Origin of the sequence: Streptomyces sp. NPDC091649, from assembly GCF_044756785.1 — a bacterium.
GTDB lineage: Bacteria > Actinomycetota > Actinomycetes > Streptomycetales > Streptomycetaceae > Streptomyces.
This window is the reverse complement of record NZ_JBIVTR010000006.1, coordinates 40,656-64,651: the sequence shown is the minus strand read 5'-3', so window position 1 is coordinate 64,651 and position 23,996 is coordinate 40,656. Positions and strand designations below refer to the sequence as shown.

The following is a 23,996-nucleotide window of genomic DNA, read 5'->3' as shown; positions in this document are numbered from 1 at the left end:
TGATAAGTGGCTTGCATTGGCATTCATAAGGTGAGGCGGAGCGCAGTGGACCATCAGCTCCCGACCAAAGGACCGCCATGCCTCGACTGCCCGCACTCGTCACCGTGCTGCCGCCACGCGACCTGACCGCACGCCTCGGCATGTACCTGGCCGGCTGCGTCGTCTTCGCCGCCGGGGCGACGCTGTTCATCCACTCCGACCTCGGCACGGACCCGCTCGACGTCCTCGCCCTCGGCATCAAGAGCCACATCCCGGTCACCATCGGCATTGCCCAGGCCGGGATCGCCGTCGTCTGCATCGCGATCTGGTCCGTCTGGAATCGACGGCGCCCGGTCATCGCCCCGTTCATCACGTTCTTCCTGTGCGGCAGCCTGATCGACCTCCTGCTCCTGTCCGACCTGTCATGGATCGACGGAACGCCCTCACTGGTGGCCGCGGTGCCGCTGTGCGCGTACGGCTCGGCCCTGATCATCATGAGCGGCATCGGCATCCGCGCCATGGACCTGCTCGTGATCTCCATGACCCGGCGCTGGAAGTGGCCGTTCTGGGCCGCCAAGGCCGGCGTAGAAGCAGTGCTCCTGGGGTTCGGATACGTACTGGGCGGCCCGGTCGGCGTCGGCACACTCTGCTTCCTGATCTTCGTCGACGGGCTGATACAGCCGTTCATGGCACTCAACCAACGGGCGCTTCGCCTGCGGAACCACGGCCTGCCCGACGTCGGCACGCGATCCGCGAGCGTCTCCGTCTGACCCGGCCGCACGCGCCGGCGACCCGCCTCAGGTGCTCCAGCGTCTCGACGCTGGAGCAGTGCGCTTCTTCAGCGTTGCCCCTCCAGCGTGAGGACGGTCTTGGCGATCGGCGTCATGCGTTGGGGTCGCATCTGGCCGGACGAACGGAAAGTCGCCGAGTTGATCACCACTCGCAGGCTCTTCTCGAACCGTTCGGCCGTGAGTCGTCCGGTCAGCGACGTCAAGCTGCAGAAACGACTCATGGGCCGATCTCGGCACGACCGGCAAACTGACCCGCGTCTACGGCCGCATACCAATGGCAAGGTCGAACTGGCTTTTTCGACATCACACGACAGCCGTTCGCGTCGGCGCCGTCGACAGGGAACGGGCGGCGCGGACCGTGGCGGGGTCAGCTGACGGACCGGATGGTGCTCCAGCTGCTCGCACCGACCGTAGTACGCTCGCCGTCCACCGGGCGGCCCCCTGCACTGGTTGCGCCGGCGTAGAACAGCAGGGTGCCGGTGCCCTCGTTCGTCGTGGTCCACATGTCGGCGACGCCGTTGCCGTCGGCGTCCGCTGCCCCCGAGATCAAGGGACGGTTGACAAGGCCGTAACCGTGGCCGTAGAGGGTGCGGTCGTCGAAACTTCCACCGTCGCGGCCCCGGTAGAGCCAAAGGTCACCCGTGGACGTGTTGCGGGCCAGCAGGTCGGGACGGCCGTCTCGGTCGGCGTCACCGGGGGCCGTGAGGGTCATCACGTCCCAGCCGCCGTTGCCGATGAGGACGGGAGCGGCTACGGCCGGGACGGCGCCGCGCACGCCCGCGAAGAGCCAGAGCTTGTCGTCGTAGGAGAGAACCGCGTCGGGGTGGCCGTCCCGGGTGACATCTCCGGGACTGACGACCTTCGCGTCCATGGGCAGGCCGCCGGCGACCGTGACGGGGGCGGCCAACGAGCCGTCCCCACGGTTGGCGTAGACGCGTAGGTCGCCGCCTACCCGGGCGACGACGTCCTCCACGCCGTCTCCCGTCCAGTCGCCGCGGTGCGTCACGGAGGCACTCCCCCAGCCACCGGTGCCGATGATGTCGTGGGCGCCGGGCACACCGCCGGTCCCTTCGCCGTGGTAAAGGCGCAGCTTGCCCAGGTCGTCGATGGCCAGGAGGTCCGGCTTGCCGTCACCGGTCATGTCGCCGGGGACGGGTGCGTCGCGGAGGTAGGCGATGACGGGGGCGTGGTCGGAGTAGCCGTTCGGCAGGTTGGTCGCCTCGGTGCCGGTGTTCCGGGTCCGGTCCATACGGGACTGGTCGACGGTGCAGGCGACGAAGCGGGGGCCGTCGGCGCGCGGGGTGGTGAACAGGTGGTCGAGCCAGTGGCGGCTGGGCGCGGCCGCAGTGGACGCCCAGTACTGGTAGGTGTGGTCGCCGTTGACACAACGGTCCAGCTTCGACGTGACCGGGGCCAGGTCGGCGGACGCGGCGTTACGGTTGAAGTCGCCGCCGATCACCACACCGACCGGGATGTCGTCTTGAAGGTGAGCGGCGATGGTCGTGGACTGGCGCTTGGCGATCGCCGACTCGTCGGGGATCAGGTGCACGCTGCAGAACTTGTCGGTCAGGCCGGTTCCCCGGGCGCACACCATGGGCAGGTTGCGTGAGGACAGGTCGGCTGGCACCGTCTCGACCCGCTCGACGGGGCCGTCGAACGTACCCTTGACCGCGAGCAGGACTCCCAGGTCGCCGCCGAGCGCTTCACCGCGGCAGCGGCTGTCCAGGTCCGATTCGCGGTTGCCGGGCGCGTGCGCGAAGGACCATCCGGCACCGAGACGTTCCCTCAGGAGCGCCATGTGGCTCTTGCGCCAGTTGGCACGGCGCTCGGCTTCGGGTGTGGCCTCGTCGTAACCGCAGACCTCCTGAAGCATCACCACGTTCGCCTGGTGCTCGGTGACCAGTTGGGCGACTTGCTCCGCCTTGCGGTCGGGCTCGTTACGGAAGGCACAGTAGCCCGACTCGCCGCGGGGGCTGCCGGCCTCTCCGCATATGTTCCAGGTGATGACCCGCGTCTCCCCCGGGTACGGCGAGGTCGCCTGTGCCGTCTGGGCTGCCGCGGTCGTTTCGACTGCCGACGCCTCCTGTACCGGCGCATCGAGCAGCAAGCCGCTGGTGACGGCCAGTACCAGCAGTGCCGTTGTCACTCTCTTCAACACCGTTCCTCCCCTGATGTCCGGTCTGACGCGTGCCGGACTCCCGCAGATCATCTCAAGCGCGAAGAGGCCAGGTCGTCCCGATCCACGTGATCCTCGACAGCGCGCCTCGACCCCGGATCCTGGACACGGGTTATGCGGCTGCTGCCACTGCTCGATGCCCGGGACGACACCGCGGCCTCGCGGTGCGCTTCGAGGGCGCGGCGGTAGCCCTCCGGCGGCGTCCGGCGCTCCACGGGTACGGCGGCCGGGGCGGCCATGCAGCGCTCGATCATCATCCGGTTGATCGCGCTGCCCAGCCCGAGTGGCTCACGCCCGCCACGGCGTACGACGGTGGTGGTGCGCCGCTTCGGCTTCTTAGAAGTCATCTCATGTGGCTGGCTCGGTAGGCTGCGGGCCATGGTCGGGATCATTGAACGGCTGGTGCCGGACGAGTCGTGGGAACTGTTTCAACGGGTGGTGCCGGAGGCTCCATCGCGGCCTCAGGGTGGTGGCCGGCAGCGGCATGGCGACCGAGAGGTGCTGGCCGCGATCGTGTTCGTGGCCACATCGGGCCGCACGTGGCAGCAGCTGCCGTCCGCGTCGCTCGGGCCATCGGGAGTGACAGCCCACAGGCGTTTCACCGAGTGGACGAAGACCAGAGTGTGAGCCAAGCTCTACCGCCTGGTCCTCGACGAGCTCGGGTCACGAGGCGAGTCGGACTGGTCTCGCTGTGCGACCGACCCGGTGAACATGTGGGCCCCGAAAAGGGGGACCTGACAGTTCGAATCCTGCGAACCGGGGCAAGTACGGCTCGAAAACCCATCTGATCACCAAGCGGGCCGGTCTGCCCATCCCTGTCGAAATCTCGGCGACGAACCGACGAACCCGCACGACAGCCAGGCCCTGATCCCACTGGTGAAGGGCATACCGCCCATCCGGTCCCGCTGTGGACGCAGGCGGCGCAAGCCGGGCAAGCTCCACGGCGACAAGGACTATGACTACTCCCACCTGTGGCGACGGCTCCGCCAGCGCGGTATCACCCATCGCATCGCTCGCAAGGGCGTCGAGTCCTCGCAGCGACTGGGCCGTCATCGCTGGACCATCGAACGCACCATGGCCTGGCTCGCCGGCTGCCCACGACTCCACCGACGCTACGAACGCGAAGCCGACCACCTCCTCGCCCTCACGAGCAGCGCCTGCACCCTGATCTGCTATCGCGGACTCACCGAATGAGCTGTCCTCTAAGGCGAGGTCGGCCAGGACGGGAACGCCGGCGTTCGCAGATCCGGATGATCCGGTGGGCACGGGCGGCGGTCAGGTCGCGGCTGCGGCCCGGCAGGGCGGGCGAGAGCCACAGCAACCGGCCGCCGGGCTCCGTGATCCCTTCAACCGCCCGCTCAAGCTCCTGGACATCAACTGAACAGCACGGCAGCAAGATCACCACGGATGGGAAACGACCCTGCCCCGAGCCGTACGGGAGAGTGCGCGATAGTGTTACAACTAGTTTACCGAGGAAGAGAGTTGGACGATCCGCCCGGGGGAGAAGCCTTGAGGACAGAGAGTCGCACGGCGAGAAGTGCCGTCGGAGTGATCGCCGCGGCGTTATTGCTGGCGGGCTGCGGCGACGGCGGGCAGAAGCCTGACGGCAAGGACCGCAAGGCCACGGAGCGCGCGGCACCCGAGGAGGATCGGGCGCCCGAGGTAGCGGTGCCCGCCGCCTTCGACGCTACCAAGGGCTGGGCTGTGAAGACTTCGGAAGGGCTCAGTAACCCCGTGTACGCGCCGCATGCCGAGGAAGTCCTCTTCCTCAAGAAGGCCCCGGGCGGAAAGTCCACACAGGTGGTGGCGCGTGACCTGCGGACCGGCGCCGTGAACTGGACCGGTGCGCCGGTGGCACTTCCAGTGTCGGGGCAGGGCGGCACGGTGAACGGCACGGTGTCCTTGCTCGTGTCGACCGATGGCGAGACTGACTACGCGGTGGTGAAGTTCTCGGGCGAGAAGGGCGGCGACGGAGCGTCCAAGCCAAGGGAGACGACACAGCTCACCGTCTTCCCGGCCGGCGGTTCAGGCAGCGTGGAGGCTGGCCATACCTTCGACTTCCCTTACGAGAGGGAGACATTCGCCGCCCAGGACAGCGAAGGCGTAGTTCGTATGAATGCCTCATTGAAGGATGAGCATGCACAGCCGCTGTCGGTAGACGTTGTCTCGGGCAAGCAGACCACGTACACACAGCGGCAGCTCGCGGCCCCACCGGGAGTTGAACGCTGCACCGAGGAGCGCATCGTCGGGCGGGCCGACTGCGACGAGAAGGCCATGATCTTCGGTGTCTCACCCCAAGGGCCGTTGGCGTACGAGGGCAGCAAGTCCTTCTGGCTTGGCGGCGGCAGCTGGCACAGCGGGAACAGCGAGCCCCCCGACGCTCAGCCGAACGGCGTCTTCCCCATGGTGCAGCCCTACTACCTCGGTGGCGTGATCGTCGCCAACTGGTCGGTCGACAGGCATGGAGCGATCCGGCATTACGAGATCCGCGACCCCGGCAGCGGCGATGTACGGTTCGCGGTGCGCTGCGAAGGGAAGCGCCCGGAGTTGGATAGCGGGCCCCCTGAGCCCACGATGTCCGGCGACCGATACGTGTCGGCAGGTTCCGCCGTGCTGGACCTGCGTGAAAACAAGGGCTATTGCTTCGAGGACACCGACGCCCGCAAGAGAGTCACGTTCACGGCAGTCGACGCCGAGCGCGGAATCGCCTACGGAACGGTTCCGGCCGCCAACTCCAGGCCCGATCTCCCGGTCGAGGTGAATCTCGCCGGCGACGAGGTCACCGCGCTCAACCCGGACGTCCTTCCTCCAGCCTGGGTGGCCGAGGGAGTCGCCGCATACACCCCCGAGTACGGAGAGCACTCGTGGACCGACGGCTTCACGGCGAGCTTCTACCCTTCGAAGTAGGTCACGACGAAGGCTCAGGAAGAGGAAGTGCCTCTCCCTGAGCCTTTGCTGTAGCAGCGGGCGACGGGACTCGAACCTGCATTGGGCGGTTCTGCAGATCAGTGAGCTCCTTCGAGTTGGCCACCGATCGAGTGATGAGCCGTGAAGCGCAACAAGCGAGGCCCCCGGGCTGTTGATCGAGACGTCTGACGTCTCCATCACGTGGCTCGGGGGCCTCGTTGGTCATCCATCCTGCCGCACTCGACCTGCCGCAGACACTCGTGGAGTGGGTCACCACGCTGATCATCACCCGTGAGGGCGGCGACCGGCGCTGCAAGCTCTGCCCCTCCCAGCGCGCGATGGTGGCACTGGCGCACCCGCGCGAGTACGCCACTCTCGCCAGGACCGCCGCCGGTTCGAGGTCAGCGAGTCCACCGCCCACACCTGCACGAGCTCGGTCATCGGCCTCCTCGCCGAACGCGCGCCCCGGGCCTGCTGAAGACGCTGCGCGAGCACGAACCCGAGTTCATCCTGCTCGACGGCACCCGTGCCGAGTGCGACCGGGCGGCGACGGCCGGGCCGGCTACTCCCACGCCCTCGGCGCCACACGTCGTGAACGTGCAGATCATCACGTTCTCGGCGGCCGGTTGCTGTGGCTCCCGCCCGCCCTGCCGGGCCGCAGCCGCGACCTGACCGCCGCCCGTACCCACCGGATCATCCGGATCTGCGAACGCCAGGGCGTTCCCATCCTGGCCGACAGCGCCCAAGAGCTACGGTCCATGGTCGGCCACCGGTGTCAAACGCAGACCTCTGCAGGAACTCACCCCCACCGAAAGGCCCCGCACCCGGGCACTGGCCGCAGCACGAGCACTCGTCGGACGCGGCGTCACGAGGGTGCAGTCCTGGTGGGCCTTCCGCAGACCCCGATGCAACCCCAACCGCATGAGGCCAATCGCCAAGACCATCCTCACGCTGGAGGGGCGACGCCGAAGAAGCACAGTGCGCTTTTTCGGAGGACAAGAATGCGGGAGCAGGGCACCACGGTTGCGGCACCACCCATGAAAGGGAAGGTAAAACGGAATGCGAGGAGAAGGTAAGGAGAATCGCAAGCTTCCACAACTACGCTGGCCAGCAGGGCACTTGAGGTAAGGAGAATACCGTCTGGCAATCATCCGGAACCAAAATCAGCATTCGATCGAACGCTTGACCAGGAATTCTGGACGCCAATACTTGGGGGCATGACACAAAAAGCAGAGGGCGCCATTTCAGAGCGCTCGACCCTCAGTGACGCCGAGAAGAGCTTCGTCCACAAGATCGCCGAGCACTACCACATCACCGACGGGATGGAGTGGGAGCGCGGCTATGTCATCGGGTGGATGATCATCAACTACCCCGCGAAGCAGAGCGCCGACGACATCGCCAAGACCCTGGACATCCCGCGCGAGCCGGTGGACTGGATCGCCGACCTGCTGACCCCGCCGGGCGTGTACACCCGCGAGGCGATTCCCGGTACGGACGACTACTACATCACGCTCAACGACAGCGCCTGGCCGAACGCCGTGGAGCACTCCTTCCGCCGGATTCCCGAGTTCCACGCGGCCGTGGTCCACGGACTGGAGGTCCTCAAGGACCAGCCCTCCGAGCGGCTTGAGCGTCTGGCGCGCATGGAGGAGCTGTACGGCGTCATCTCCCGCAAGATCGAGGGCGTCTTCGACGTCTTCGAGGAGCACCGGAACAAGGCGTCCGCCTCCTGAACAAGTGCCCGCAGCAATCCCGTTGAGGCGTCTCCGGGGCGCTGAGCCCCGGGGACGCCCCCCGTCCACTGCCGGCCACCACCTTCAGGGCGACGGTCGCAACCACACCGCAGTCCGGAGAGCACCGAGGGACCATGACCAGGGAACCCCGCGTCACGTTGAGCAGGACCGACGTGCACCTGTGGATCGCGTCCTCCGACGGACCGGACGGCGAGCCCAGCAGCTTGCGCGAGCATGAGCCGGTCCTCTCCGCGGAGGAGCGCAACCGGGCCGACCAGTTCTACTTCCAGCATGACCGCGCCCAGTTCGTGATGGCTCGGTCGCTGCTGCGCCGCTGTCTGTCCCAGTACGTCGACATCGAACCGTCCGCGTGGGAATTCGAGTTCAACGCGTTCGGCAAACCCGCCGTGCACCACCGGCTGGGTGTCGACCTCGACTTCAACCTCTCGCACTCGCGGGGGATGTGCATGCTCGGCGTCACCAGGGAGCGCCCCATCGGGGTGGACGTGGAGAAGCGCGATGCCCGGATCTCCCTGCCCGACCTGATCCACCAGGTCATGTCCGAACCCGAGATCGAGGAACTGCGCAGACTGCCCGCCCGTGCCTGGAAGAGCCGCTTCCTGGACGTGTGGGTGTTCAAGGAGGCGTACGCCAAGGCGCGCGGCCAGGGCATCTCCCTGCCGCTCCAGGACATCTCCTTCCTCTTCCCCGACGGCCGCACCCCCGAGCTGGCGCTCAAGCCCTCGCTGGCCGACCGGCCCGACAACTGGCTCTACGACTTCATCAAGGTCCCGGCCGACTTCCACGCGGCCATCTGCATCGGACGCCGCCGCGACGAGGAGCTCCGGCTCGTCGTACGCGAGCCGGCCCAGCTGTAGCGCCCCGCACCGCACTGTCATCACGGCACACGGCCCCGCCGGCTCGTCGCGCCGCCATCCACTCACGCCCTGGGAGGACTCCCGTGCATTCGCCCGACGGCACGTCAGGTACACGGGCCGCCCCGTTTCCCGGCCCGGGACTGCGGCCAGAGGAACTCGGCAGCGCCGGTTTCCGAGCCGACCACTCGGTCGCGTACGCCTACGCGACGGGTTCGATGTACAAGGCCATCGCATCGGTGGACCTCGTCGTCCGGATGGGGCGCGCCGGCCTTCTGGGCTACTTCGGCACCGGAGGTCTGAGCGAGACCGAGTTGGAGGCGTCGATCCGGCGCATCCGCGCGGAGCTCGGCGACCACCGCCCCTTCGGCGTCAATCTCCTGTCCTCCCGCCCGGAGCGGGAGGAACGCAGCGTCGATGTCTATCTCGCCCACGGAGTACGCCGCATCGAGGCCGCCTCCTACGTGCAGGTCTCGCCGGCTCTGGTCCGCTACCGGCTGACCGGCGCCCACCGGGGCCACGACGGTTCGGTGCGCACACCGAACCTGATCATGGCCAAGGTGTCACGGCAGGAGGTGGCCGAGGCGTTCCTCTCCCCGCCGCCGGCCGCGATCGTCCGCGATCTGGCCGCCGCCGGCCGGATCACCCCCCACGAGGCGGAGCTGGCCGACGCGGTCGCCATGTGCGACGACCTCTGCGCCGAGGCGGACTCCGGCGGCCACACCGACCAGCGCCCGATGACCGCCCTGCTGCCCGCGATGCTCACCCTGCGCGAGCGGATGGCGTTCGCCAGGCCGTCGGCGGGCCGGGTGCGGATCGGCGCGGCGGGCGGCATCGGAACGCCCGAGGCGGCGGCCGCCGCCTTCGTCATGGGCGCCGACTTCGTCCTCACCGGCAGTGTCAACCAGTGCACCGTCGAGGCGGGCACGTCGGACGCCGCGAAGGATCTGCTGCAGCGCGCACAGGTGCAGGACACCATCCTGGTCCCGGCGGGCGACATGTTCGAGATGGGCACCAAGGCGCAGGTCCTGCGCCGGGGCCTGTTCTTCCCGGCCCGCGCCAACAAGCTGTACGAACTGTGGCTGCGGCACGACTCGCTCGACGAGCTGGACCAGGACACCGCCGACCACGTGCAAAGGCGCATCCTCGGCCGCTCCTTCGACGAGGTGTGGCAGGAGATCAAGTCCCGCTACGTCGACAGCAGGCCCGCCGTCATCGAGCGGGCGGAGCAGGACCCCAAGCGTCGGATGGCCCTCACCTTCACCTGGTACTTCGCCAAGGCCACCCGCGTCGCGATGGAGGGCGACGCCGAGAGCCGCGTCGATTTCCAGATCCCGTGCGGCCCCGCGCTCGGCGCGCTCAACGAGCGGCTGCGCGGCACCCCGCAGGAGGACTGGCGCCACCGGCACCCCGACGACATCGCCCGACTGATCATGACCGGCGCGGCGGAGCTGCTGTCCCGCGCCACGCACCTCCCCACCCCGCCCAAGACCGTCGCCGCGGCCTAGGGACTGCCAGCCCCCAGACCGCCACCGTCCTATCGGAGACCCGGACATGACGCTCATCCACGTGTTCCCCGGCCAGGGCTCGCACCGCCCCGGCATAGGCAAGGACCTGTTCCCCAAGTTCCCGCACCTGGTGCGGCAGGCCGACTCGGTGCTCGGGCGGTCCATCACGGACCTGTGCCTCAACGCCTCGGCCGAGGAACTGACCGACACCCGCAACACCCAGACCGCCATGTACGTCGTGGGCGCTCTGTCCTACCTGGACGCCGTGCGGGAGACCGGGCAGGTACCCGACGCCGTCGCGGGCCACAGCCTGGGCGAGTACGTGGCGCTGTTCGCGGCAGGCGCATTCGACTTCCTCACCGGACTCGAGATCGTCGTCCGGCGCGGTGAGCTGATGGCGCAGGCGCCCGAGGGCGGCATGGCGGCGGTGATGGGCGCGGAGCCGGAGCGGATCCGCGAGGTCCTCGCCCGGCACGCGCCCGGTGTCGACATCGCCAACCTGAACGCTCCCGGCCAGACCGTCGTCGCCGGCCCCCGCGACCAGATCAAGGGGCTCGGCGCGGCGTTCGGCGACGAGGCCAGGGCGGTCGTACCGCTCAAGGTCGGCGGCGCCTTCCACTCCCGGTACATGGCGGACGCGGCCGAGGAGTTCGGCGCCTTCCTCGCGCAGTACCGGCTCGGACCGCCGCGCATCGAGGTGGTGTCGAACGTGACGGCGCGGCCGTACGGCTCCGAGGAGCCGGCCGGTCTGCTGACCCGGCAGATCGCGTCGCCGGTGCGCTGGACCGAGAGCGTGGAGTACCTGCTCGGCCACCCGGACGCGGAATTCCGCGAGCTCGGGCCCGGCCAGGTGCTGACCGGCCTGGTCGCCCAGGTCAGGGCGGCCCACCGAGCACTGTCCCCCACCGCGTGACCCACGAGCGATTGAGTCGAGAGGCGATCATGGAAGTCCACACGACGCCGACCCGGGTGCGGGCCAAAGCCGCCGTGGTCGAGACGTTCCGGCATGCGAGTGCCGATGACAATCCGTTGCACGTCGACGCCGGTTACGCGCGGCGCACCGCCTTCGGTGAGCCCGTCGTCTACGGGGTGCTCGGCGCCCTGGTCGCCCTGTCCGGTCTCGCACCGCGGCCGGGCCGCAGCCCGGTCCGGATCACCGCACGTTTCCAGGCGCCCGTCTACGCCGACCAGGACTACACCCCGGAGGTCGTCGAGGACTCGGCGGCCCGCGCGGTGGTACAGCTGCGGGACGGCGGCCGCACCCTGCTGGAGGTGACCGCGGAGTTCCGCGAGGGCCCCGGCGCAGACGCGGGAGCGGTGCCGGAGGACGGCGGATCCGCCGTGGCCGGGCAGCCGCGCGACGCGGACCTCGGCGCCTTCACCCCGGGACTGGCTCTCGGCGAGGGTTACGCGCCCCGCTGGGACGGGGTCGAGGAACTGGTGGAGCGGCTCGGGCTGCGGGAGCGGGGCCTCGGCCCCGTACCGGTGGGCGTGCTGGCCTGGATCAGCTATCTGGTCGGCATGGAGGCCCCCGGCCGGGCCGCGCTGCTGTCCGACTTCGAGGTGGCCTTCGAGGACGCGACCGGCACCGGCCCCTTCACCGGGCACGCCGAGGTCGCCGACGTGCAGGAGCGGTTCCGGATGCTCCGCCTGGAGGGCACCGCCACCGTGCTGGGCGTGCGGGCCCGGGCACAGGTGCGCGCCTTCCACCGGGCCGAGGTCGCCGCCGGCGACGTCGAGGCGCTGACCGCGCTGCTGCCGGGCGGCACGCCGCTCGCCGGGCGCACAGCGCTCGTCGTCGGCGCCAGCCGCGGCCTGGGCGCCGCGATCGCGCAGGCGCTGGCCCTCCAGGGGGCCGAGGTGTACGCCGGGTTCCACCGCAGCGGCGAGGACGCGGCTTCCATGGCCGGTCAGCTCGGTGCGGCCGGAGTCCGGATCCACCCGGCGCCCGGCGACGCCGGTGACCCGACGTGGGCCGCGAGCGTGCTGCGGCGCATCCGGGACGAGCACGGCGGTCTCGACCTCCTCGTTCTCAACGCCTGCCCCACTCCGGCCGAGTTGCCGCTGGAGCCGGCCACCTCTCGGCGCGCCGCCGACTATCTGGCCCGTGCGGTGGCACTCGCCCGTGAACCCCTCGCCGCCGTCGCCGCCGAGGTGGCGGGCCGCGGCGGCCGTGTGGTCGCCGTCTCCAGCGCGTGGACGGCCGACCCCCAGCCGGGCTGGTCGGCCTACGTGACCGCGAAGTCCGCCGTCGAGGGGCTCGTGCACGCGGCCGCCGTCGAGCACACCGGGGCCTCGTGGACCATCGTCCGCCCGCCCCGGCTGCGTACCGCCATGACGGCCACGCCGCTGGGCGGCGACCGCGGCGCCGCGGTGGAGCCCGTGGCCGCCGCGGTGGCCCGGGCCGCCGCATCGCCCGCCGCGCCGGGCCGGGCCGAGGTGCTCGCCTTCACCGAGGAGGGCGCGGAGCTCGCGGAGCCGGGGAGCGCGCTCGCCGGGCCGCGGGGCGGCGCGGCCGCTCCGGTGCCCGCGCCCGAGGCGCCGGCCGAGCCCGTGGACGATCCCGCGGAACAGCGTCCGTCCACCCTCGCCCTGGTGGCGACCTTCACGCTCGACCCCCTGCTCGATCCCCTCCAGCACTGGTGCGACCGGCTGGGTCTCGGCCTGCGGGCGGCCGCCGCCGACTACGCGCAGGTCTTCCAGGAACTGCTCGCCCCCGACGGGGTGTTCGCGTCCGTCGACGAAGGGCTCAAGGCCGTACTCGTGCGCAGCGAGGACTGGCCCGCCGGGGAGAGCGGGCGTACCGCCGAGGAGTTCGCCGACGCGGTGCGCGCACACGCGGGACGCAGCTCCGTGCCCGTGCTCGTGTCGCTGTGCCCGCCCTCTCCCCGGAACCGGGACGGCCGGGGCCGGGACGCCGAGCTCACCGCCGCCGAGGAGCTGATCACTCAAGCCCTCGCCGGCGTCTCCGGCGTCCACGTCCTGGGCCGGGAGCGGTGGGCGGGCGGGATCGCGCCGGCCGGCCGGGTTTACTACGACGAGGCCCGCGACGAGGCCGCCCACATCCCCTTCACCCAGGAGGGCTGTGTCGCCCTGGCGGCGGGCCTGGCGCGCGCCGCGCACACCGCGCTGACGTCTCCCTCGAAGGTGATCGTCCTCGACTGCGACAACACCCTGTGGGGCGGCGTCGTCGGGGAGGAGGGGCCCCGGGGAATCCGGCTCGACGCCGCCCATCTGGCCGTGCAGGAATGGGCGGTCGCCCGCCAGCGGGAGGGCGTGCTGCTCTGCCTCGCCAGCAAGAACGAGGCGGCGGACGTCGCCGAGGTCTTCGCCGTACGCGACGACATGCCGCTGCGCTCCGAGCACATCACCGCGCGGCGCGTGAACTGGGACCCGAAGCCGCTGAACATCGCGGCGCTCGCCGCCGAACTCGACCTGGGGCTGGACAGTTTCGTCTTCCTCGACGACAACCCGGTGGAGGTCGCCGCCGTCCGTTCGGCGCACCCCGAGGTGCTGTCGCTGCAGGTGCCGGTCAACGGCCAGGACGTGCCCGGCTTCCTGGACCGGATCTGGTCGCTGGACCGGCTCACCGTCACCGACGAGGACCGCCGGCGCACCGACTTCTACCGGGCGCGGGGCGACCGTGACGCGATGCGCCGCAGCGCGGCCTCGCTCACCGACTTCATCAACGGCCTGGAACTGTCCGTGGAGGTCGCGCCGCCCACGCCCGAGCAGTACCCGCGCATCTCTCAACTCACGTACCGCACGAATCAGTTCAACCTGTCGACGGTCCGGCGCGGCGAGTCCGCGATGCAGGCCCTGCTCTGCGACCCGAGGGTGCGCGTCCGCACCGCCCACGCGAAGGACCGCTTCGGCGACTACGGCCTGGTGGGTCTGGCGATCACACGGGAGGACGCCGAGGGGGACTCGGCGACGCTCGACACGTTCCTGATGAGCTGCCGGGTCCTCGGCCGCGGCGTGGAGCACGCCTTCCTGGCCGCCGTAGCCGCCGAGTTGGACGACGCCGGAGTCGGCGAGCTCGTCGCGCCGTACGTCGCCAGCGAGCGCAACACCCCGGTGCGGCGCTTCTTCGACTCGGCGCTCGGGGCGTTCGCCGAGGCGGGCGGGGCCGGTGAGGACGGCGGTGTCGTCTACCGGGCGCCCACGTCCGCGGTCGCCTCGGTGGCGTTCGAACCGGAAGAGCCCCAGGCGGACGACGACACCGCCGACACGGCCGCCGAGCCCGCCGGGAAGCCCGCGGGCAGGCCGTCGGACGCGGGAGTGCGCGAGACGGTACGGCGCCGGGCACTGGTCGATCTGGCCCAGGACACGGATCCGCTGTCGACCGTCCTGCGGGCGACCCAGCCCTCGGCGCGGCTCACCACCAGCGCCTCCACGGCGCCGGCCACGCCCGCGGCGCCCGCCACCGGCACCCTGGCCGAGGCGCGCGAGGCCGTCTGCGCGGTCGTCGCGGACGTCCTGGGGCTGCCGCTCGCGGACATCGGTCCGCACACGCCGCTCGAAGCGATCCGGATGACCTCGCTCGCCGTGGTGGACGCCATCATCCGCCTCGAAAAGCGGTACGGGCGACTGCCCAAGACCCTGTTCTTCGAGCACCGGACGCTCGGCGACATCGCCGCGACGCTGGTGGACGAGGAGCAGGACGGCGACGGGGGCGCGGGGGCGAAGGAGCCCCGGGCGGACTCCGGCGGCACCGAGGACCCACGGCCCGCGCCGCCGCGGCCGGTGGCGGCCGGGACCGTCTCCCCCTCCCCCGGGGCGGGCGCCCCCGCCCTGCCGCCCGAGGACGACCCGATCGCGGTGGTCGGCCTGGCCGGGCACTATCCCGGAGCCGGCAGCCTGGACGAGCTGTGGCAGAACATCCTGGCGGGCCGCAGCGCCGCCCGCCCGGTGCCGTCCGACCGCTGGGACCACAGCGCCGTGTACGCCCCCGAGGGCGGGCAGGGCCGCACCTACAGCGGGATCGGCGCGTTCCTGGACGGCGTCGCCGACTTCGACTCCCTGTACTTCGGCATCGCCCCGCGCGACGCCGAACAGATGGACCCCCAGCAGCGGCTGTTCCTGCAGACCGCGGTGGAGGCCGTCCAGGACGCCGGGTACGACCGCCACACACTGGGCCGCGAGGTGGGCGTGTACGTCGGCGCGATGGCCGACGACTACCGCACGTTCAGCGCCAACGGGGCGCCCACCGGCCACTCCCCCTACCCGTACGCCGACAACTACGCGATCGCCAACCGGGTCTCGTACTTCCTGGACCTGACCGGCCCCAGCATGGTCGTCGACACCGCCTGCTCCGCCTCGGGCGTCGCCCTGCACCTGGCGTGCGAGGCGATCCGGCGCGGCGACGTGGGGGCAGCGATCGCCGGTGGCGTCAACCTGGTGCTGCACCCGGTGCGCCACATCCAGTACGCGCAGATGGGCATGTTGTCGAAGGCCGGGACCTGCCGGCCGTTCGCGGACGGCGCCGACGGCTTCGTGATGGGCGAGGGCGCGGGCGCCGTTCTGCTGAAGCCCCTCTCGCGGGCGGTGTCGGACGGCGACCACGTGTACGGCCTGATCCGGGGCACCGCGGTCAACTCCGGCGGCCGCACCAGCGGGTTCACCGTGCCGAGTCCGGAGGCGCAGGCGGCCCTCGTCTCGTCGGCGCTGCGCGGCGCGGGCGTGGCTCCGGCGACGCTGGGCTATGTGGAGGCCCACGGCAGCGGCACCTCGCTCGGTGATCCGATCGAAGTGCGGGCGCTGACCCGGGCGTTCGGGCCGCGTGAGCAGGTGGGCAGCTGCGCGCTGGGCAGCGTGAAGGCGAACATCGGGCATCTGGAGCCCGCCGCCGGCATCGCCGGTCTGACGAAGGTGCTGCTGCAGCTGAAGCACCGGACGCTGCCGCCCACCCCGCACGCCGACACCCCCAACCCCTTCGTCGAGCTGGACGGCGGCCCGTTCCGTCTTCAGTCCGCCGCCGCTCCGTGGGAGCCGGTCGGGCTGGAGGCCGACGGGAGCGTCCCGCCGCTGCGCGCCGGAGTCAGCTCCTTCGGAGCGGGCGGCGTCAACGCGCACCTGGTCGTCGAAGCGTACGAGGCACCGCACCCGGAACCGGAGGAGGACGTGGTGCGTACCGAACTGTTCGTGCTCTCGGCTCACACCGACGAGCGACTGCGGGTGACCGCACGCCGGTTGGCGGATCATCTGCGCGGCCCCGGACAGGGGGCGCGGCTCGCCGACGTGGCGCACACGCTGCGGGCCGGCCGGGAGGCCCTCGACGTCCGAGCCGCGTTCACGGCGTCGGACCGCGAGACGGTCATCGGTCTGCTGGAGAAGATCGCGGACGGCACGGCGGAGTCGTCGTCCTCGATCCACAGCGGCCGTCTGGCACGCGGCGGGCCGCTCTCCGGGCTCTTCGAGGACCTGGCGGGCGGTCAGGAGTTCCTGGCGTCGCTCGCCGCCCGGGGCGAGTGGGCCACGCCGGCGCGGCTGTGGGTGCACGGCACCCCGCTGGACTGGACCGCGCTGCTGCCCCCGGCACGCCGTACGCCGCTGCCCGCGTACCCCTTCGAGCGGGTGCCGTACTGGCTGCCGTCGGCCGCCCTGCACATCTCCGACACCGGCGCCGGGGCCGCTCCGGACGACACTGCGGTTCAGGGGAGCGCCGCGGCGGCCACCGCGTGGACGCCCCACTGGGAGGCGGCCCCGGAACGCGCGCTCGTCGACGCCGGCCCCCCGGGCACGGTCCTGGTCCTCGACACCGCCGAGACCCCGCCCCTGCCCGGCGCCGGCCCTAAGCAGCCCTGGCTGAGCCTGCGCGCGGTGGAGTGCGCGCCCGGCGAGGTCCCGGACGACCCGGCGGCCCCCGTGGTCCGCCGCGGGAACGCCGACGACCTGCGTGCCCTTCTGGAGCGGGCGGGTGCCGACGGGCCCGTGGTCCTGGTCGACCGGCGGGGTCTCACCGGCCGCGCGGAGCGTGCCGAGGACACGGCGGCGGCCGTGGCGGAGCGGCTGCCCGCGGATCTGGGGCGGGCCGTCTCGGTCGGTGCGCTGCCCCCGTTCACGTACGTACACGTCACCTCCGCCGAGCACGCGGACCCGGCCGAGGCCGCCGTGGCCGCCTTCGGGCGCTCCGTCGCCCGGGAGACCAGCCGCTACCGGCATGTGCGGGTCGAACTCGCCGACGGGGTCGCCCCGTCGCTGCCGGCCCTGGTCGCGGAGGCGGAGAGCGCCGACGCGGAGGTACGCCTGGGGAGCGACGGGCGCCGGGTCCTGCGGTTCGCGGAGACCGGCTTCTCCGGCGGTGACGGACCCGGCTTCGAGAAGAGGGGCCACTATGCGGTCACCGGCGGCTCCGGCGCCATCGCCCGGCTGATCGCGGTGCACCTCGCGGAGCAGTACGAGGCGAAGGTGACGCTCATCAGCCGTTCGGCTCCGGGGCCCGAGCACGAGCGGTTCTGCTCACAACTGCGGTCCCTCGGTGGCGACGGGCTGTACGTCAGGGCCGATGTCACCGAACGGGCGGCGCTGGACGCCGCGTTGCGCACCGCGCGCTCCCGCTTCGGTGGTCTGGACGGCGTCCTGCACACGGCCGGGCTCATCGAGGACGCGCTCCTGCAGGACAAGGCGGACGAGTCGATCGTCCGGGTGCTCGCACCCAAGACCACCGGCACGGCGCTCCTCGACGAGCTCACCGCACAGGACCGGCTGGGGGTCTTCGTCCTCTTCTCGTCGGTCGTCGGCACGGTCGGCAACACCGGGCAGAGCGACTACTCGGCGGCCAACGCCTACCTGGACTCCTTCGCCGTACGCCGCGCACAGCAGGTGGCGGCGGGGAGGCGCAGCGGACGCACCGCCTCGCTCGCCTGGCCGCTGTGGGCCGAGGGCGGCATGCGGCTCGACGCGGAGGCCGCCGAGATGGCGGTCACGGCGATCGGTCTGGTACCGGTCGGCACGCCGGAGGCCATGCGGGTCCTGGAGGACGCCGTACGGTCCCACGAGCCCCGCCTCTACGTCTCGTGCGCCGGGGCCGGCCGCACCGTGGCCGCACTGGGCCGCGCCGGACTCGCCACGGCCCCGGGGGCCGCAGAGCACGCGTCGGCCAGGGCCCCGGAGCACCCGGCGGCCGAGGTCACCCCTGAGCGGGTCCGCACGCTCGTCCTCGCCCGCATCGCCGAGGTCGCCGGAGTGGCCGTCGAGCGCCTCGACCCGGCCACCGAACTCGGCGCCTACGGCTTCAACTCGGTGCTGCTCACCACCCTCGCCAATCGGCTCAACGACGCGTTCGGGACGGCTCTGACGCCGGTGACCTTCTACGAGTTCCCGACGGCGGACGCCCTCACGGAGCACCTGCTCGGGCGGCACGGCGCGGCGGTCCACGCGACGCTGGCCGCGGCGGACACCGTGCCGGCCCCCGGCAGCGGCGCCGACCGGTTGAAGGCCCCGGCGCGGGTATCGGCCCAGGCGCGGGTATCGGCCCAGGCGCGGGTGCCGGCCCGGGCTGCCGCGCCCGCCGAGGGTGACGCCGGTGAGGCCGGTGACGCCGGTGACGCCGGTGAGGCCGGTGAGGCCGGTGACGCCGGTGAGGCCGGTGACGCCGGTGACGCCGGTGACGCCGGTGACGCCGGGAGCCTTCCGGCCGCCGCGGACCCGGAGCGCGAGGCCGTCGCCATCGTCGGCCTCGCGGGCCGCTTCCCCGGGGCGCCGGACGCCGAGACGTTCTGGCAGAACCTCCTCACGGGCCGGGACCTGGTCACCGAGGTCCCCGCCGAGCGGTGGGACTGGCGGAGCTACGACGGCGATCCGCGCCGCGAGCCCGGCACCACCGACTGCCGGACCGGCGGATTCCTCGACTCCGTCACCGCCTTCGACGCCGCCCACTTCTCGCTCTCGCCCCGGGAGGTGTCGCTGATGGACCCGCAGCAGCGGCTCTTCCTGGAGACCTGCTGGCACACGCTGGAGAACGCCGGGTACGACCCCAGGTCCTTCGCGGGCACCCGCACCGGCGTCTTCGCCGGCGCGACGCTGCACGACTACCTGGAAGTGCTGCGCGAGCACGGCACCGATGTGGCGGGCCACACCGTCACCGGCAACGTGCACGCCATCGTCGCCAACCGGGTGTCGTACCTGCTGGATCTGCGCGGCCCCAGCGAGACCGTGGACACCGCCTGTTCCAGCTCGCTCGTCGCCCTGCACCACGCCCTGGCCGCCCTGCGCGCCGGCGAGTGCGACGCGGCGCTCGTCGGCGGGGTGAACGTCGTGATGACCCCGACCTGGTACGTGTCGCTCGGCCGCGGCGGGATGCTGTCGGCGGGCGGCCGCTGCCACACCTTCGACGCCCGCGCCGACGGCTACGTACGCGCCGAGGGCGTCGGCGCCGTCCTGCTCAAGCCGCTCTCCCGGGCGCTCGCGGACGGTGACACCGTCCACGCGGTGGTGCGCGGCTCCGCGGTCGGCCACGGCGGGCGGGCACATTCGCTGACCGCGCCGACGCCGCGCGGCCAGGCCGACACGATCGTCGCCGCGCTGCGCGACGCGGGGACCGGCCCCGCGTCCATCGGATACATCGAGTCGCACGGCACCGGCACCAAGCTGGGCGACCCCATCGAGGTCCAGGGCCTCAAGCAGGCGTTCGAGCGGGCGGCCGAGCACGAGGTGTCCGAGGGCGCCACGGTCCTCGGCGCGCTGAAGGCGTCCGTCGGACACCTGGAGAGCGCGGCCGGCGTCGCGGGGCTGATCTCGGCGGTGCACGCGCTGCGGGACCGCACGCTGCCGCCGGTGACCGGTCTCGGTGAACTCAACCCGTATCTGGAGCTGGGCGGTTCGCCCTTCCGGGTGCTGCGCGAGGCGCAGCCGTGGAAGGCGCCGGACGGCGGACCGCTGCGGGCCGGGGTCAGCTCGTTCGGCTTCGGCGGGGTCAACGCCCACGTCGTACTGGAGGAGCCGCCCGCCCGCCCGGCACGGGCCGCCGTGGAGCAGGGCCCCCAGGTCCTCGTCCTGTCGGCACGTACGCGTGACCAGCTCCGGGTGCAGGCGCGGCGGGTGTACGACTTCGCCGCCGAGGCGGACGTACGGCTCGACGACCTGGCCTGGACCTCGCAGACCGGCCGGACCCCGCTGGCCGAACGGCTCGCCGTGGTGGCGTCCTCGCTGCCCGAGCTGCGCGAGCGCCTGGAGGCGTATCTCCACGACACCGGTGAGGCCGGCAGCCCCGCCGCGCACCTGGGCGGACCGCACCGGGAGGCCGCCGCGGCCGCGCCGGTGCGTCCGACGGATCCGGCGGACGCCGCGGTCCGCTGGGCCGCGGGCGAAGCGGTGGACTGGGCCGCCCTGCACACCACCCCCCGGCGACGGATACCGTTCCCCGGCTACCCGTTCGACCACAGTGCCGAGTTCGGCCCCTCCGGCGTGCCGGCCCGGACGGCCGCGGCCTCGTCGGCCCCGGCCGCACCGCCTGCCACGGCCGTCGCCCCCGCGACCGAGCCGTCGGCCGGCGGGGACGACGCGGTCCCGGCCCTGCTGACCCGCGACTGGGCGCGCGCGCCTCTGCCCGCACCGTCCGGCCCCGCCCGCAGGATGCTCGGGGTGCTCATCGTCGGCACCCGGGACACGCTCGGGTTCGCCGAGGCCGCCGCCCACGCCTCGGGTGCGGACAAGAGCGGCTGGGTCCTGGTGCGGGAGCGGAGCCTGTTGCCGCGCCTGGGTCCCGACGAGTACGACATGGACCTCGCGGATCACGCGGCAGGGCGGCTGCTCGCCGAGCAACTGTGTGCGCGATATGGCCAGTTGGACGCCGTGGTCGACCTGACGGACATCTCGGAGGGCTCGGCCGACGAGGCCGGGGCCCCGCTGGCCCGCGAGGCCGCCCGCATCGGCCTGCTCCAGGAACTGATCCGCCGCTCCACCGCGGCGGGCCACGAGCTCGGTGTGCTGCAGGTGACACGCGGACGGCAGCGGCTGGGGAACTCCGGGCCACGGGCCCGGGGCGCGGCGATGGCGGGACTGATCCGCGCGGTCGGCGCCGAGTACAAGGCGGTGCGCGCCGCGTCGGTCGACCTGGATCCGCTCACCACCTCCCCGGAGGAGGTGCTCGCGTCCCTGCGCGAGGAGCTGGCGGCGGCATCGGGGGCGCCGGCGGACGTGTGCCTGCGCGGCACCGAACGCTACGTCCCCGGCCCGCTGCGCACCGTCGCGGCAGGGTCCGCGCGTCCCTCCCTGGACCCTGACCGCACCTATCTGGTGACCGGCGGCACCGCGGGCCTCGGCCTCGCTGCGGCCCGGCGCCTGGCCGACCTGGGCGCACGCAGACTGGCGTTGCTCGGCCTGCGCCCCGTGCCTCCGCGCGACCGGTGGGCGGCGATCGCCGCCTCCTCGGACGCCTCCGGGAGCCCCGCGGACCCGAGGACCGCCGAACTGGTGCGCGCCGTCACCGCCCTGGAAGCCCTGGGCGTACGCGTGGAGATCCACGCCGGCGCCCTCACGGACCGCGCCGCGCTGGACGCCTTCCTGGGGCGCGTGCGCTCGGACCTGGGCCCGGTGGCAGGGGTGTTGCACTGCGCCGGGTCGGTCGACCGCCGGCACCCGGCGTTCGTGCGCCGCTCTCCCGAGGCGGTCGCCGACACCTGGGAGCCGAAGATCTCCGGGCTGCGCGTCCTCGACGATCTCGTCGGGGCCGACCGGCCGGACTTCTTCGTCCTGTACTCGTCGGTCTCCGCGGTGCTGCCGCACCTGGGGGTCGGACTCGGCGACTACGCCGGGGCCAACGCCCATCTGGAGGCGTACGCGGCCGAGCGCAACGCCGCCGAGGGCCCGGAGGGCACCCGCTACCTCTCCGTCGCCTGGGGCAGCTGGACCGGCCTCGGGATGGGGGAGGTCACGGCGGGCGCCTACCGCACGGCCGGCTTCGGCGCACTGACCCGCGAAGGCGGGCTCGGCCTGCTGGAGCGGGTGATCGAAGGGCGGATCGAGGGGGCCGTCGCGGCCGCCGTACGCCCCGAGGACTTCCCGCCCGCACCGGACGCAGGACCGGGCGCAGGACCGGACGCCGCACCGGGTCCGTCCCGGGGCCCGGCCGGCACGCCGTGCGGCGAACGCGGCACCGACGACATTCCGGACCCCCCGAGGGGCCGGACCGATGAGCAGAAGGAGCACCAGGTGACGACCTCCGACGGCGCCCACGGCGCTGCCGTCAGGACGGCGGTCGAGGAATTCCTCCTCGACCTCATGGCACAGGAGCTGATGCTCGCGAAGGACGCGGTGACCGCCGACGCCTCCTTCGCGGATCTGGGCGTCGACTCCATCCTGATCGCCGGGATGGTGGGCAGGCTCGAAGAGCTGACGAGCGCCCCGCTCGACCCGTCGGTCGTCCTGGAGAACCCGACGGCCGCACGGCTCGCCGGCTTCCTGACGGACGCGTTCCCCGAGGGGGTCGAACGGTGGGCCGCGGGCCAGGGCGTCGGCCGTACGCCCGAACCGGCCGTCGAGCCGCTCGTGGCGCCCCGTCCCCGCCCCGCCGGGGACACGGGGCCGCCCCCCGGCCCGCGTCCGCTCGCCGTGATCGGGATGGCGAGCCGTTTCCCGGGGGCGCCGGACACGGACGCCTACTGGAAGCTCCTGGCGGAGGGCCGCAGCGCGATCCGCGAGGTGCCGGCGTCCCGCTGGAACACGGCGGACCTGTACGCGCCGGATCAGCGGCCGGGCCGTTCACTGTCCCGGTGGGGCGGGTTCCTCGACGGGATCGAGGACTTCGATCCGGAGCCCTTCGGGATCGCTCCGGAGGACGCCGCCCATGTCGACCCGCTGATCAGGCTCGTCCTGGAGTGCGCCGAGCAGACCTTCCGGGACGCCGGCTACGAGCGCTCCGCGCTGGCCGGCACCCGCACAGGGGTGTTCGCGGCCGCGCAGACGGGTTCGTACGCCTCCCGCATCCGCGTTCCGCACCGCAACACCGTCACGGGCCTGAACCAGAACTTCCTCGCCGCCCACCTCGCCCAGGTCTACGACCTGCGCGGCCCGCACTTCGTTCTCGACACGGCCTGCTCGTCGTCGCTGGCAGCCCTGGCCATGGCCGAGCAGTCGCTGCGCCTCGGCGAGTGCGACACGGCGCTGGTCGCGGCGGCGGACCTGTTGCTCGACGAGATGCCGTATCTGAAGCTGAGCGCTTCCGGGGCCCTCTCCCCCGAAGACCGGTGCCGGGTCTTCGACTCCCGCGCGGCCGGCCTCGTGCTCGGCGAGGGCGCGGGAGCCCTCCTCCTCAAGCCCCTGGACAGGGCGCTCGCCGACGGCGACCGGGTGTACGCGGTCCTGGAGTCGGCGGCGGTCAACAACGACGGCCGCACCATGGGCCTGACCACTCCGAACCCGGACGCGCAGGAGGAAGTGGTCCGCCGCGCACAGGAACTGGCCGGGGTCGCGCCCTCGGGCATCGGGTACGTCGAGGCCCACGGCACCGGCACGATGATCGGCGATCCGATGGAACTGCGCGCTCTGACGCGGGCGTTCGGATCGGCCGGCGACCGCCGCGGGTACTGCGCGGTCGGCAGCGTCAAGTCCAACATCGGTCATACGTTGATGGCCGCGGGCATGGCCGGGCTGCACAAGGTCGTGCTGGCGCTCCGGCACCGCCGGATCCCGCCGACCCTGCACTGCGAGACGCCCAACCCCCGTTTCAACTTCGACCGTTCGCCGTTCTACCCCAACACCGAGCTGCGTGACTTCGCGCCCATCGACGGGGTCCGGAGGGCCGGTGTCAGCGCCTTCGGCTTCGGTGGCGTCAACTGCCACGCGATCCTGCGCGAGCCCAGCGCGGCGGAGCTCGCCGTGCGTCCGGGCGAGCGCCCGAGCCTGCCGCCCGCGGTCTTCCGCCGTACCCGGCACTGGGTGGACCGGGACGCACAGCGGCCCGCGCCCGTCCCCGCGCCTCCCCCGCTCGCCCTCTCCCCCGCCTCGGCCCCTTCCCTCTCCCCCGCACCCGCCGAGCGCATCGCCGCCGGCCGCCCGATCCTGCCGCTCGAGGAGCTGAACTGACG

General features: G+C 72.3%; 9 protein-coding genes and 3 pseudogenes. 9 read left to right on the top strand and 3 right to left on the bottom strand.

The window, feature by feature from the left end; translation table 11 throughout:
* Positions 1-77 precede the first annotated feature (77 nt).
* Entirely contained in the window at positions 78-749 is a 672-nt protein-coding gene (locus tag ACIQMU_RS13345; RefSeq protein WP_352243418.1) for a hypothetical protein, read from the top strand.
* A 68-nt stretch (positions 750-817) separates the two neighbouring features.
* Here the strand turns inward: ACIQMU_RS13345 and ACIQMU_RS13340 are convergent, their stop codons facing one another.
* On the bottom strand, positions 818-973 hold the full coding sequence (locus tag ACIQMU_RS13340) for a hypothetical protein (RefSeq protein WP_402688882.1): 156 nt from the start codon (positions 971-973) through the stop codon (positions 818-820).
* Between the two features lie 164 nt (positions 974-1,137).
* Positions 1,138-2,916, bottom strand: coding sequence for an FG-GAP-like repeat-containing protein (locus ACIQMU_RS13335; RefSeq protein WP_352243432.1), 1,779 nt, complete (start codon positions 2,914-2,916; stop codon positions 1,138-1,140).
* A 408-nt stretch (positions 2,917-3,324) separates the two neighbouring features.
* Here ACIQMU_RS13335 and ACIQMU_RS13330 point away from each other — a divergent pair.
* Positions 3,325-4,140, top strand: a pseudogene (locus tag ACIQMU_RS13330) (IS5 family transposase).
* A 6-nt stretch (positions 4,141-4,146) separates the two neighbouring features.
* Here the strand turns inward: ACIQMU_RS13330 and ACIQMU_RS13325 are convergent.
* A pseudogene (locus tag ACIQMU_RS13325) lies at positions 4,147-4,297 on the bottom strand (IS5/IS1182 family transposase); the annotation flags it as partial.
* A 197-nt stretch (positions 4,298-4,494) separates the two neighbouring features.
* Between ACIQMU_RS13325 and ACIQMU_RS13320 the strand changes: the two are divergent.
* The 7 genes and pseudogenes from ACIQMU_RS13320 (at position 4,495) to ACIQMU_RS13290 (ending at position 23,994) form a co-directional block, all read left to right on the top strand.
* On the top strand, positions 4,495-5,853 hold the full coding sequence (locus ACIQMU_RS13320) for a hypothetical protein (protein WP_402688881.1): 1,359 nt from the start codon (positions 4,495-4,497) through the stop codon (positions 5,851-5,853).
* 218 nt (positions 5,854-6,071) lie between these two features.
* A pseudogene (locus ACIQMU_RS13315) lies at positions 6,072-6,819 on the top strand (transposase family protein); the annotation flags it as partial.
* 251 nt (positions 6,820-7,070) lie between these two features.
* The gene (locus tag ACIQMU_RS13310) at positions 7,071-7,586 is read left to right on the top strand and encodes a hypothetical protein (protein WP_352243416.1); all 516 of its coding nucleotides are present in this window, start codon (positions 7,071-7,073) and stop codon (positions 7,584-7,586) included.
* A 134-nt stretch (positions 7,587-7,720) separates the two neighbouring features.
* Positions 7,721-8,464 (top strand): 4'-phosphopantetheinyl transferase superfamily protein, encoded by a 744-nt coding sequence (locus ACIQMU_RS13305; RefSeq protein ID WP_352243415.1) that lies wholly within the window; start codon positions 7,721-7,723, stop codon positions 8,462-8,464.
* An 83-nt stretch (positions 8,465-8,547) separates the two neighbouring features.
* Positions 8,548-9,969 (top strand): PfaD family polyunsaturated fatty acid/polyketide biosynthesis protein, encoded by a 1,422-nt coding sequence (locus ACIQMU_RS13300; protein ID WP_402688880.1) that lies wholly within the window; start codon positions 8,548-8,550, stop codon positions 9,967-9,969.
* Between the two features lie 46 nt (positions 9,970-10,015).
* A complete protein-coding gene (gene fabD, locus ACIQMU_RS13295) occupies positions 10,016-10,882 on the top strand; it encodes an ACP S-malonyltransferase (protein WP_352243413.1) in 867 nt (288 codons plus the stop codon).
* A gap of 29 nt (positions 10,883-10,911) precedes the next feature.
* On the top strand, positions 10,912-23,994 hold the full coding sequence (locus ACIQMU_RS13290; protein WP_402688879.1) for an SDR family NAD(P)-dependent oxidoreductase: 13,083 nt from the start codon (positions 10,912-10,914) through the stop codon (positions 23,992-23,994).
* The last annotated feature ends 2 nt before the right edge of the window (positions 23,995-23,996 follow it).

What these genes read in the sequence shown, in the direction of transcription:
- ACIQMU_RS13345 (WP_352243418.1), top strand. Translation starts at nt 78, where the DNA reads ATGCCTCGACTGCCCGCACTCGTCACCGTGCTGCCGCCACGCGACCTG.
- ACIQMU_RS13310 (WP_352243416.1), top strand. Translation starts at nt 7,071, where the DNA reads ATGACACAAAAAGCAGAGGGCGCCATTTCAGAGCGCTCGACCCTCAGT.
- ACIQMU_RS13305 (WP_352243415.1), top strand. Translation starts at nt 7,721, where the DNA reads ATGACCAGGGAACCCCGCGTCACGTTGAGCAGGACCGACGTGCACCTG.
- fabD (WP_352243413.1), top strand. Translation starts at nt 10,016, where the DNA reads ATGACGCTCATCCACGTGTTCCCCGGCCAGGGCTCGCACCGCCCCGGC.
- ACIQMU_RS13290 (WP_402688879.1), top strand. Translation starts at nt 10,912, where the DNA reads ATGGAAGTCCACACGACGCCGACCCGGGTGCGGGCCAAAGCCGCCGTG.